At 58.3% G+C, this 12,150-nt stretch carries 10 protein-coding genes; 1 reads left to right on the top strand and 9 read right to left on the bottom strand.

Annotated features, from left to right (window positions below; all coding sequences use genetic code 11):
* Positions 1-5: 5 nt before the first annotated feature.
* On the top strand, positions 6-755 hold the full coding sequence (locus tag ACFW0B_RS09060) for a flagellar brake protein (RefSeq protein WP_449147580.1): 750 nt from the start codon (positions 6-8) through the stop codon (positions 753-755).
* 61 nt (positions 756-816) lie between these two features.
* Here ACFW0B_RS09060 and ACFW0B_RS09055 read toward each other — a convergent pair whose 3' ends face one another.
* The 9 genes from ACFW0B_RS09055 to ACFW0B_RS09015 all read right to left on the bottom strand — a co-directional run bounded on the left by ACFW0B_RS09055 (position 817) and on the right by ACFW0B_RS09015 (position 12,150).
* Positions 817-1,437 carry a TIGR04282 family arsenosugar biosynthesis glycosyltransferase gene (locus ACFW0B_RS09055; protein WP_449147579.1) on the bottom strand — a complete coding sequence of 207 codons (621 nt, stop codon included), beginning with the start codon at positions 1,435-1,437 and terminating at the stop codon, positions 817-819.
* A gap of 99 nt (positions 1,438-1,536) precedes the next feature.
* Entirely contained in the window at positions 1,537-2,862 is a 1,326-nt protein-coding gene (locus ACFW0B_RS09050) for an MFS transporter (RefSeq protein ID WP_449147578.1), read from the bottom strand.
* A 60-nt stretch (positions 2,863-2,922) separates the two neighbouring features.
* A complete protein-coding gene (locus ACFW0B_RS09045) occupies positions 2,923-4,266 on the bottom strand; it encodes a glutamine synthetase family protein (RefSeq protein ID WP_459251694.1) in 1,344 nt (447 codons plus the stop codon).
* 461 nt (positions 4,267-4,727) lie between these two features.
* A complete protein-coding gene (locus ACFW0B_RS09040) occupies positions 4,728-6,734 on the bottom strand; it encodes a polysaccharide biosynthesis protein (RefSeq protein ID WP_449147577.1) in 2,007 nt (668 codons plus the stop codon).
* A 218-nt stretch (positions 6,735-6,952) separates the two neighbouring features.
* Positions 6,953-7,963, bottom strand: coding sequence for an MraY family glycosyltransferase (locus tag ACFW0B_RS09035; RefSeq protein WP_449147717.1), 1,011 nt, complete (start codon positions 7,961-7,963; stop codon positions 6,953-6,955).
* A gap of 192 nt (positions 7,964-8,155) precedes the next feature.
* A complete protein-coding gene (locus ACFW0B_RS09030) occupies positions 8,156-9,112 on the bottom strand; it encodes a UDP-glucose 4-epimerase family protein (protein ID WP_449147576.1) in 957 nt (318 codons plus the stop codon).
* A 19-nt stretch (positions 9,113-9,131) separates the two neighbouring features.
* Positions 9,132-10,259, bottom strand: a complete 1,128-nt coding sequence (wecB, locus tag ACFW0B_RS09025) for a non-hydrolyzing UDP-N-acetylglucosamine 2-epimerase (RefSeq protein WP_449147575.1) — start codon at positions 10,257-10,259, stop codon at positions 9,132-9,134.
* The gene (locus ACFW0B_RS09020) at positions 10,252-11,262 is read right to left on the bottom strand and encodes a polysaccharide biosynthesis protein (RefSeq protein WP_449147574.1); all 1,011 of its coding nucleotides are present in this window, start codon (positions 11,260-11,262) and stop codon (positions 10,252-10,254) included. Before ACFW0B_RS09020 ends, wecB begins: the two co-directional genes overlap by 8 nt.
* A 30-nt stretch (positions 11,263-11,292) precedes the next feature.
* Entirely contained in the window at positions 11,293-12,150 is an 858-nt protein-coding gene (locus ACFW0B_RS09015; RefSeq protein ID WP_449147573.1) for a dTDP-4-dehydrorhamnose reductase family protein, read from the bottom strand.

Below are 12,150 nucleotides of genomic sequence, written 5' to 3'. Positions count from 1 at the left end.
GGACCGTGTCCAATCCATTCCACGAAGATAACGGCCCACAGCCCCCCAAAGTGCTCAAGGCACCGGTCGAAATCCTGGCCAATCTTCGTCTGCTGCAGCAGCACCACGATCCCCTGATCATCACCTTCCACGACCGCAACCAGCGATTCCAGAGCTATCTGGTAGAAGTGGACCGTGATCGCGGCCTGATCGCCCTGGACGAAATGATCCCGAACGACGGCGAACGTTTCCTGAAGAACGGCGAGACCTTCCGTGTGGAAAGTTTCCACGAGGGCGTGCGCATCGCCTGGGAAACCCGGCAGCCGGCCACGGTCGGCGAGTTCGAGGGAGATCGCTGCTACTGGTGCCTCCTGCCCGCTGAAGTGACCTATCACCAGCGCCGCAACGCCTTCCGCGCGCCCCTCAGGCAAACCCAGCTGGTGCCCGTCGAACTGGACGGCGACAGCCTGTCGGCACCGATCAAGGGCGTGATGCTGGATATCTCCGCCACTGGCTGCAAACTGCGCTTCGAAGGCGACCTGAGCGGCCGCCTGCAACCGGGCCAGGTCTATGAACGTTTAACTGCCCGCATGCCCATCGGCCCCATCACCACCCCAGCGGAGCTGCGCCACCTGAGCTACGACGAAAAGCTCGGCATGAGCTTCGCCGGCATTCGCTTCCACAAGATGAGCGGGCTGGTGCAGCGCAACGTCGAGCGCTTCGTCTACCAGTTGCAACGCGAAGCGCGACGCTTCGAGAAGGACGAACTCTTCTGACCCGGACGCCGGCCAGGCCACTGCTCACAGCACCTGGCCAGGCCGTTTCATCCATCCGCGTTCAGACAACCCCCAGCTTGAACCCCATTCGCCCCAGGCGAGGCAGGTGTTCGGGACTGTCCAGCACCCAGAGCGACGGCAGTAGTCCATGCTGCCACTCCAGCTCCTGCAAGCGTTCACAAGTCATGGCCAGGACCCGGTCGCTGCCCCAGGGCATGGCTTCGAACAGGCGTGGATCGACGCGCCGCAGTCCGAGCAACATGTAACGCCCGTCCTCGGTCGGCCCCAGCACCGCCTGATGATGATCGAGCGCCTCGCAGGCAGCTGACAGGTAATCGGCATCCAGCGCCGGGCAAGACTGGCCGATGAGCACCACGGCATCGTTCTCGGAGAGGCCCAGGGCAGCGATGCGTCGCATTCGCTCCCCCAGGTCGCCGACCGGCTGGCCCACCACCATCCAGTCGTTATCCTCGGCCAGGGCTTCCAGGGCCTCGTCCGACCCATCCTCGATCCAGAAGATTCGCTCACTGAAGCCCAGCGGCGGAAGGTTGAGTACGCGTGCCACCAGTTGCCGATGCAACCGGTCCACCCCCTCCTCCCCCAGCTCAGGTACCAGCCTGGGATGGAGGTTGCCGGCCTGCGGGGCGCTGGCCAGCAGATGCAGGGAAATGCTCAACGTCATGACCAGTTCCTCCTTGAAGTCCCAAGGCGAGCCTTGGGCTTGAAGCTCGGGTAGCCACATCGGTCGATCATTGAGCAAAAACATTGTGGCATTGGGCCACTACTTATCGGGTTGCGATGGCTCCGGCCTATCGTCTGTGGGCGGCGCAGGCGGCGGGGTATCGCCATTCTGCATCTGGTTGTGCACCGCCCGTTCGTCGACACGTGGATCCAGGGCAGCCACCAGGGGCGAACTGGTCATGTTGTCCGGGGTGGGTACGTGATGCAGCGGCGCCTCTTCGACCCTGTGCAAACCGGTAACCGCGGCCGGGCGCACCCGCAGGACCAGCACCGCAGCGCAGAAGCAGACGAAGGCATAGAGCATGTTCGGCCCCAGTTGCTTCATCAGGGCGCCAGTCAGCAAGGGACCGATGCTCGCGCCTACGCCGAAGGTGATCAGCAGCATGGCGGTCAGCGACACACGGCGCTCCGCCTCGATATGGTCGTTGGAGAAGGCCACCGCCAGTGGATAGAGGCTGAACTGCAGCAAGCTGACCAGGAAGCCCACCGGGAACAGCACCGCCAGTGGCGCCGAGGGCATGATTGCCAGCGGCAGGGACGACAGGGCGAGCAAGACGGCGGTGCTGCGGATCAGCACCGCGCGATCGTGGCGATCCGACAGCCAGCCCAGGGGCCACTGCACCAGCAGGCCCGCGAGGATGCAGCTCCCCATGAACAGACCCACCTGGTCGGTCGGCAGGCCTTGGGCGGTGGCATAGAGCGGCGCCAGACCGTAGAAGGAACCGATCACCAGGCCGGACACCAGCACGGTGGTCATCGATTGCGGCACCCGCTTGATGAAGAAGCGCGGTTCCAGCGGCGCCGGATGCAGCGGCGCCGGGTGCACCTTGCGGGTCAGCGCCACCGGCACCAGGCACAGGGCGAAGCACATGGCCACCAGCATCAGCAGCTCCGGACCGAGCGTCGGATGCAGTACCAGCACCAACTGGCCCAGCACCAGGCCCAGGTAGGACGCCACCATGTAGCCCGCAAACACCTGCCCGCGCTGGCTCGCGTCGGCCTGTTCAGTGAGCCAGCTCTCGATCACCATGTACTGGCACATCATCCCCAGACCCACGAGCATCCGCATGAACAGCCAGGCCGGCAGATAATTGATCAGCCCGTGCCCGAGCACGGCCGCCGTCACCACCCCGGCACACGCCACATAGGCGCGGATGTGCCCGACCCGGGCGATCAAGCGGTGCCCCAGCTTGCCGCCGAGGATCAGGCCGAAATAGTTGGCGGCCATCAGGGCGCCGACCCAGAGCCCATCCACCTTGTCCGCCGCCAGGCGCAAGCCGAGGTAGGTACTGAGCAGGCCGGAGCCGATCAGCATGAGCAGGGTGGCGAAATACAGTGCGCGAAACGACTTCCAGATCCGATGCATCGACGCTCCAGGCGGCTCCTTGTGCAGGGAGGGCCACCCGGACAGGCGACCCTGGGACGATCACACCTGGGTGGCGAGGATGCGCCGCTCCCAAGGGGTGATCTCATCGAAGAAGCTGCTGAGCTCCATCGTCTTCGTAGCAATGTAGCCGTCGATGAACTCTTTGCCGAACAGTTCACGCGCCAGATCGCTGCGTTTCAGACGTTCGATCGCCGCATGCAGGGTACAGGGCAGCAGCAAATCATCCGGCGCTTCGAATTCGCCCTGGATCGGCCCGCTCGGTTGCAACTGCTGTTCCAGGCCGTAAAGCCCGGCCGCCAGGCTGGCGGCGATGGTCAGGTAGGGGTTGGCGTCGGCGCCAGGCAAGCGGTTCTCCACCCTTCTGGCCACCGGCGTGCTGGCTGGAATGCGCAGGCCCGCCGCACGGTTGTCGTGGGACCAGCAGGCGTTGTTGGGCGATGCATAGGGGTGGCACAGGCGCTGGTAGGAGTTGACGTTCGGCGCGAACAGCGCAGTGAACTCCGCCATGGCCGCCTGCTGGCCACCGATGAAATGGGCGAAGGCCGAAGTCGCCTCGCCGTTGGCATCGCTGAAGATGTTCTCTTCGCCGTCGAGGGTCACCACGCTCTGGTGGATGTGCATCGAACTGCCCGGCGTGTGCGCCAGCGGCTTGGCCATGCAGACCACCTGGATGCCGTGCTTGAGCGCGATCTCCTTGAGCAGGTGCTTGAACAGGAAGGTCTGGTCCGCCAGCAACAGCGGGTCGCCATGGAGGAAATTGATCTCGAACTGGCTGACGCCCATCTCGTGCATGAAGGTATCGCGGGGCATGCCGAAAGCCTCCATGGCGCGATAGACCTCTTCAAAGAAAGGCCTCAGTCCATTGTTGGACGACACGCTGAAGGCTGAGCAGCCCACTTCGCGCCGACCATCCAAGCCGATCGGCGGCACGAAGGCCTGGGTCGGATCGGGATTCGGAGCGAAGACGAAGAACTCCAGTTCCGTGGCCACCACGGGCTTCCAGCCGTGGGCCGCATAACGCTCCACCACCTTGCGCAGCAGGCCCCGGGTCGACAGCCCGGACGGACGGCCATCCAGCTCCTGGGCATCGCAAATGGCCAGTGCCCGCGGCCGCTCGCTCCAGGGCAGGCGATGGATCTGACTCGGTTCCGCGACCAGGGCCAGGTCGCCGTCGTCGCTGCCATAGAAGCGCGCGGGCGGGTAACCGCCCATGATGCATTGCAGCAACACGCCCCGCGCCAGTTGCAGACGGCGCCCCGAGAGGAAGCCCTCCCCTGTCATCACCTTGCCCCGCATCACCCCATTCAGGTCGGGGGTGACGCACTCGATCTCTTCAACGCCGGCCAACCGCTCGGCGAGCGGGCTGCGGACTTTGGTAGCCATGATTCCTGTCCTTGTGCACTACGACCGCTGCGAATGGCGGCTTGTACAAAATACGCACCGGCTGTTCGGGATATCAAGCGCCGCAGAGCTACTTGAAGCCGAAGGACTCTAGCAACTTTGTCACGCCAGGAATAAACATCCATGCTGGTAGAACATGGACTTGCGTTTAGCCCCCTATAAGGGGGCATCTCGGAGCAGGCTGGCAATTCATACGGATGCAATCTGGGTATGGACGGCAGGTACTTCTCCGGATTTCACCCGAGCTCTACGGCCTCCCAAGTTCGAAACATGCATTCCGTAGGAGCGAGCTCTGCTCGCGAACAGCCCAAGCACGATCTTTCGCGAGCAGAGCTCGCTCCTACAGCATGACCACATCCTAATGACGTAGATGGTTTCCCGAGTTCAATGAAATCCAGAACTGAGGAAATGCGTTCTCGATGTCGGTTCCAACCTGCCGACGATCAGGGCTCGATCCGACGCTGCTGATGAATCCAGTCGACGATTTCTCCTTCCGGGGTATAACCGCTGACGGTCTCTCGCAGCAATTGACGGACTTTGGCGTAATCGTCCCGCTGAACGGCCTCGAGCAACGCTGCCAGCACTGACTTGAGAGAATCCCAAGTCAGATGCTCCTCATCGGCCCGCATGATCATCGAGTGATCGGTCGGACTGACGTTATCGCCGATCAGCAATTCCTCATACAGCTTCTCGCCAGGCCGCAAGCCAGTGAATTCGATGGCTATGTCCCCGTGAGGATTCTTCTCCGAACGCACACTCAAGCCGGAAAGATGAATCATCTTTTCCGCCAGTTCGAGAATCTTCACCGGCTCGCCCATATCCAACACGAAAACATCCCCGCCCTGCCCCATAGAGCCGGCTTGAATCACCAGCTGGGCAGCCTCGGGAATCGTCATGAAGTAACGGGTGATATTGGGATGCGTGACCGTCACCGGCCCACCATGACGAATTTGCGAATAGAACCGCGGGATCACTGAGCCCGAGGAGCCCAGCACATTCCCGAAACGCACCATAGTGAAACGGGTCTTGTTGACCTGATGGACGGCTTCCTTGTCTGCAAACAATACCGGAGCAGATTCCCGGCTCAATGCCTGCAGAACCATCTCGGCCAAACGCTTGGTGCTGCCCATCACATTCGTCGGTCGCACCGCCTTGTCGGTGGAAATCAGCACAAAATTCTCAACACCAGCCTTCACTGCAGCCTGAGCGGTATAAAGAGTGCCCATGACATTGTTCAGCACGCCCTCGGCGATGTTGTGCTCCACCATCGGCACATGCTTGTAGGCAGCCGCATGGTAGACAGTATCCACCTGCCAAGTCCGCATAATGTCCAGCAGTCGGTCCGGATTGCGGACGGAGCCGAGGATCGGCACCAAGCGTAGCGGCAAGGACTCACGCTCGATCCGTTGCTCGAGCTCCGCATGGATGCTGTACAGATTGAACTCGCTGTGCTCGACCAGCAGCAGAGTTGTGGGTTCGCTCGCCAGGATCTGGCGGCACAACTCAGAACCGATCGAACCACCAGCACCGGTCACCAGTACGGTCTGGTCACGAATGCAACGCTCGAACAACTCCTGTTGCGGCGGAACCGCATCACGACCGAGCAAGTCGACGATGTCCACTTCCTGGATGTCATCAACCTTCACCCGCCCGCTGGCCAGATCCATAAAGCCCGGAATACTGCGCACATGCAGCGGGAACCGTTCAAGAAGCTCCAACACTTCACGCCGACGAGCACGGGAAGCCGAGGGAATCGCCAGCAAGATCTCCTGCGCCCCCGTTTCCTCGATCATCTGTTGAATGTGCTTGGGCTTGAAAACCCGCAGCCCGGCGATTACCCGATCGGCAATACCGCTGTCGTCGTCTATGAACGCCACCGGACGCATCGCGCGCCCCATACGCAAGGCACTTACCAACTGGTTACCGGCAGCCCCGGCGCCATAGATCGCCACCTTGGGTAGACCGTCATCACGGTTCATGAATGGCATCGGGTTGTTGGCTGAAAACCAATCGCCCATGAAGTACTGGCGCATTGCCAATCGTAAGCCGCCAAGCATCACCAGACTCAGCCACCAGTAGTTGAACACCAGTGAACGGGGGACAGTCATCGGTGCATCGCGATACCAATACACCGCAAGGGCGAGGCACAAGGCGGAGATGGAAACAGCCTTGGCAATAGCAAGCAGCGCATCGTTACCGAAGTAACGCATCACTGCCCGGTACATACCAAACCGCACAAATAGTGGGATGGCGATCAGCGGGGCAGCCACAAACAGCCAGAGGTGGCCTCCCAACGGATGAATCAGGTTGTCGGTGCCCAGGCGCACGACAAACGCCAACCATAATGCGGCCCAAACCAGCACCACATCAGTGATCACCTGCAACAAGCGCTTATAGCGACGCGGCAATCGCAACAACCTTTCGCGCACCTTATCAGCAGTCCTTAACACTAGAGCGTCCTCGAAATCGTTAACAAACCAACAGACGGATCTGCAGCAGCGCTATTAACCTTCGGCGCCAAACGTGCAGTCGCCCTCGCCCGGAACCGACACTGGTAAACAGTGCTGCTGCAAGGACTCCATCCCACTCATTGTTGGCGCTCCTAACACCCGGCAACGAACTCGCCTCCCCCTCTCCTCCGGGGAGCTGCCCGAGGTGAGGAGCTATTCTACTCCCGCTGCCCAGCCTTGAACCTTACCGCCAGCCACACCAACGGCAGGTAAGCCACCAGTAATCCCAGGGCGCCATCCAGCCCCCCCAACCCGACCCAAAGGGCAATCGGAAGCAGCCAGAAAAGGTTGAGCCCAGCCACAGCCAGCGTCACCGGCAAGTGTTTGCCAAATTCGCGCGATGCGTATTGGTATGCATGGCTGCGATGGGCCTCGTACACCTTGTCGCCCCGCAGCAGCCTGCGGAAGAGTGTCCAGGTGGCATCGACGATGAAAACGCCCAAAAGAATCAACCAACTCCACAACAGTTGCGGTGCCACCCAGGCCGCTTGCAGCGAGAGCACGCCCAGCGCAATACCGAGGAAGCCACTACCGGCATCCCCCATGAAAATGCGTGCCGGAGGGAAATTCCAGAACAGGAAACCCGCTACCGCCAGCGCCAGCGACAAGGGAGCCAGAGCCGCGCCCCCCTCGCCCATTAATAGATAGAGCAGCGCGCCGCCCAGGCACACGCATATCGCCTCCACGCTGGCAATACCGTCAATGCCATCCATGAAGTTATACAGATTGAGCAGCCAGACCAGGTAAAACGCTGCCAGCGCGTATCCCAGCCAACCCAAGTCCAGGTCAAAGCCAAAGATCACCAGAGGCGGCAAACCACCCAGCCAGCCCAACGCCCAGCCAGCGCCGATGAAATGAGCCAACAGCCGCCAGCGCGCAGCGATATGCCCATGGTCATCGAGAAACCCTACTACCGCGACCCAGCCCCCCGCTCCCAGCAACGCCCACATCACCGGCCACGCCAACACACCAACTAACGCCAAAAGCGGTAGCGCCGCCAGAAAGCTGAGCACAATGGCCACCCCGCCCCCGCGTGGCGTGGGCACCGAGTGTGAACTGCGCCCATTGGGAATATCCATCAAGCTGCGCGCCAAGGCATAACGACGCAAGACCCCCGTCAGGAAAAGAGAAACGCCGGCCAAAGCCGGCAGCAGCCACCAAATCGTTATCACAGGTCAAATTCCTGAAGCAGCTAAAACAAAACCAGGGCCCAAAATGTCAGCTGCTCTATCGAGCAGCTTCTCCCATCGCGAATGGTCACTGAACAAGCGAAACCTTGAAATCAAGCGTTGACAATTCATCGCGGTCAATCATCAGATTCAGGCTTCTGGATGTGCACGGCGATGTCTTTCTGAACAACATCACCCGGCATGATGCTCTAGAAAATGCTTTGCCGTCTTGCGCAGAGCCGCATCAACGCTAATCGGCGGTTCCCAACCCAATAACTCACGAGTTTTGCTGATATCGACCTGCAGGGAGCCGCACAAGCGCTGGTAAAGAGCCTTCTTCCCCAACATCACAGCCCCTGCCTCCAGCAACCAACTCGGAACCGGTAGCAAACGGGCCGGCTTACCCAAGGCAGCGCCCATTCTGCGCAACAGTTCAGTGGTCGAGAGGTCCTCGCCATCGCTTACCAGGAAAGTCTGGTTAGCCGCCGCGGGATGATCGATACAGGTCACGATCAGATCAACTAGATTGTCCAAGGAAACTAAGCTGCGCTGGTTATGGATAGCCCCAAAAGGTAGAGGAATCCCTTTAGCAACAATGTTTATCAATCGTGCAAAGTTACCAGGAGCTTGGGGTCCGTATACCAATGGAGGCCGAATAATCACTACTTCCATACCAGTTTCGGCCGTCAACCTACGTAACCCTAGCTCAGCCTCAAGTTTGGATATAGCATAAGGTTCAACAGGGTTAGGTGTATCATCCACTTTAAAAGGACGAAAACTTTGATTACCATTAACACCGATTGAGCTAATAAAAACAAAGCGCTTTACACCCGCGAGCGCAGCTTGATTCGCAAGTGCTAAGGTTCCGTCAAGGTTTACAGAACGAAACTCAGCTAACGGATCAGATGAGCTTTCTTTAATAACATGAGCTCGGGCTGCAGCATGAACTACAACGTCGGCACCGGTAAGTGCAACCGACCAATCGGTATTTAGAGAAAGCTCACCCACATGAATGCAGGGAACATCAGAATGTAAATCAGCTGATGGACGACGAATAGCTGCAACGGGCAAGTGCAGTCCATCCTGCAATAATCGCTGAAGCAGTCCACTCCCGATAAAGCCAGTAGCTCCCGTCAACAAAACACGCATTTCTCTACCTCGGCAATGCTCAGGCTTTCGACCAAACTGTACGATTGATGTAATCCGTGTAGCTGAGCACCACCCTGACAACCTGCTTCGAAACTGGCCCCGCTTGGTAATCTTTCACCACGGGCATCACGCGGCGGGCACGATAATGCTGGCTGGTCACCACACGCACCGCATCGAGCACGCGTTCTTTTTTCAGGCCACTCATGATTAGCGTGCCTTCATCCATGCCTTCCGGTCGCTCGTGCGCGTTGCGAATCGTGATGGCCGGCAGGTTGAGCAATGAGGCCTCTTCGGTGATGGTTCCGCTATCGGAAAGAACACAGAAAGCCGACATTTGCAGCTTGATGTAATCCAGCAAACCGAACGGCTTGACGAAGCGAATCAGCGGATGTTCAAGCGACTCGCCCAGCACCTCGAGGCGCTTGCGGGTGCGAGGGTGTGTAGAGACGATGATCGGGTACTGATAGGTCTCGGCGAGCGAGCGCAGGGTTTCCAGCAAATCGCGCAGGTTCTCCGGCGTATCGACGTTCTCTTCCCGATGGGTACTGACGATAAAGAACCCGCCCTCTTCCAGTCCTTCTCGTTGCAACACATCGGAAGCCTGGATGCGCGGCATGTAGTAATCCAGCACTTCCTCCATATGCGAACCGGTCTTGATGATGGTTTCCGGACGAATCCCTTCCGCAATCAGGTAACGCCGTGCATGCTCGGTCAGCACCATATTGATGTCGCTCAAATGGTCGAGGACCTTGCGGTTCAACTCCTCTGGCACCCGCTGATCGAAACAGCGATTACCTGCCTCCATATGGAAAACCGGAATCTTTCGGCGCTTGGCCGCAATCACTGCCAGGCAGGTATTGGTATCGCCATAGAGCAAAAGCGCGTCGGGCTTTTCCAACTCGAAAACTTCATCGGCCTTGGCGATCACCTCGGCAATAGTCTTGGCAGCGGTATCACCAGCAGCCCCGAGGAAATGATCCGGCTTGCGAATTTCCAGATCATCAAAAAATACCTGATTCAGTTCGTAATCGTAATTCTGGCCAGAATGTACCAGTACATGCTGCACCTGCTTGTCCAGCTCTGCGATTACACGGCTCATCTTGATCAGTTCCGGGCGGGTACCGACCAGCGTCATTACCTTAAGCATTGAGCTCCTCCCGAATGTAATCCAACTTCAACAGAACGTTCTTAACGTCCTGAACATTCAGACGCTCCGTATTATGCGAGGTGTAGTCATCCAGCTCGGAAATATGCTGTTCACCCTCAACGAAGAACTTTTTATAGTTGAGGTCGCGGTTATCCGCTGGAATTCGGTAATAACGCCCCATGTCCTCAGCCTTGGCCATTTCCTCGCGGGAAATCAGTGATTCATAAAGCTTCTCACCATGCCGCGTACCGATTACCTTCACAGGGTTATCGCGGGAAAACAGTTCTTTAAGCGCTTGAGCCAAGTCGGCCACCGTAGAGGCTGGAGCCTTCTGTACAAAGATATCACCCTGCTCTGCATGTTCGAAGGCATGCAACACCAGATCGACCGAGTCTTCCAGCGACATTAGAAAGCGGGTCATGTTCGGATCGGTGACGGTAAGGGGTTCGGCACCTTTAAGTTGATTGATGAATAGTGGAATCACAGAACCACGTGAGGCCATAACATTGCCATAGCGAGTCGCACATAAAACTGGGCCAGACTCCGGAATCATACGCGACTTGGCAACCATCAGTTTTTCCGCCATTGCCTTGGAGATACCCATGGCGTTAATCGGATATACCGCCTTATCCGTGCTAAGAACCACCACACGCTTGACGCCTGTGGCAACCGCAGCGTTCAGCACATTTTCCGTGCCAATAACATTGGTACGGACCGCCTCCATAGGATAAAACTCGCAAGAGGGCACCTGCTTCAGAGCCGCCGCATGGAAGATATAGTCAACACCGGCCATGGCCTGAGAAACACTGCTGTAATCTCGCACATCGCCGATATAGAACTTGACCTTGTCATTGGCCAAGGCGATACGCATATCTTCCTGCTTCTTTTCATCCCGGCTGAACACCCTAATTTCCTTGACATTCGTATCAAGGAAACGCTTCAACACCGTATTACCGAAGGAACCAGTACCGCCGGTAATCATCAAGACCTTGTCATCGAACATAAACAGTCACCACACTCGAAAATATAATAATCAACGCTGGCTATACATCATCTTGACCAGTTCAGGCCAAGCTGGTGGTACATAACCGGTTGCCTGGCGGAATCGAGACGAATCCAACGAGCGGTCAATACACACTTGCTCATCTGGAATGATTTCGATTTTATGCCCATAGACCTCGCTGACCAGCCGGAGCAGCGACAGTTTGTCGATAGGCTCAACCGATACATGATACAAACCGTGCAACTCGGGATTCGGAATCACGTAATCCTTCATCACACGAGCCAGTTCAACAGTTGGCATGCCGGAAAATATGGCTTTGGCATAGCCCTTGACTGGGCCAGTCTGCGAAAGAAACCAGTCGATCAACGAGAAGTGGGTGCCAAGCTCATGCCCGATGATCGAGGTGCGCAGCGTGACCGCGTGCGGCAACTCGTGCAGTTCGCCAATGTACTTGGACTTGCCATACAGATCTTCCGCGTCTGACAGGTCAGCCTCGGCATACATTCCCTTACGACCAGAGAACACACAATCCGTGCTCACATGGATCAAACGCGCGCCGGCCAGTCCACAGAGTTTCGCCAAGCGATGCGGCAGCATGGAGTTAATCGGCAAAGCCGAAAGCGGATCTTTGGCGTCGGCCAACTGTTTGATCAGCCCGACGCAGTTGATGACGACATCCGGACGGACACCCTCCAGCGCACTGACCAGTGCATCCTGATCAAGTACATCGACTCCGGTCAGCAGGCGTGATCGGCTCTGCTCGGAGAAATGCTGCAGCGCCCCGGCACTACGCATTGTGCCCCAGACTTCATACGCCGGATCTTGGCTAAACGTTTTATATACGGCACTGCCCAGCATGCCGGTTATGCCCAATACCAATATGCGCAT

This window comes from Metapseudomonas phytobenefica (assembly GCF_043392685.1).
Taxonomy (GTDB): domain Bacteria; phylum Pseudomonadota; class Gammaproteobacteria; order Pseudomonadales; family Pseudomonadaceae; genus Metapseudomonas.
This window is presented reverse-complemented; position numbering and strand designations above follow the sequence as displayed.

What these genes read in the sequence shown, in the direction of transcription:
- ACFW0B_RS09045 (WP_459251694.1), bottom strand. Translation starts at nt 4,266, where the DNA reads ATGGCTACCAAAGTCCGCAGCCCGCTCGCCGAGCGGTTGGCCGGCGTT.
- ACFW0B_RS09050 (WP_449147578.1), bottom strand. Translation starts at nt 2,862, where the DNA reads ATGCATCGGATCTGGAAGTCGTTTCGCGCACTGTATTTCGCCACCCTG.
- ACFW0B_RS09030 (WP_449147576.1), bottom strand. Translation starts at nt 9,112, where the DNA reads ATGCGTGTTTTGTTGACGGGAGCTACTGGCTTTATCGGGAGTGGACTG.
- ACFW0B_RS09015 (WP_449147573.1), bottom strand. Translation starts at nt 12,150, where the DNA reads ATGCGCATATTGGTATTGGGCATAACCGGCATGCTGGGCAGTGCCGTA.
- wecB (WP_449147575.1), bottom strand. Translation starts at nt 10,259, where the DNA reads ATGCTTAAGGTAATGACGCTGGTCGGTACCCGCCCGGAACTGATCAAG.
- ACFW0B_RS09020 (WP_449147574.1), bottom strand. Translation starts at nt 11,262, where the DNA reads ATGTTCGATGACAAGGTCTTGATGATTACCGGCGGTACTGGTTCCTTC.
- ACFW0B_RS09055 (WP_449147579.1), bottom strand. Translation starts at nt 1,437, where the DNA reads ATGACGTTGAGCATTTCCCTGCATCTGCTGGCCAGCGCCCCGCAGGCC.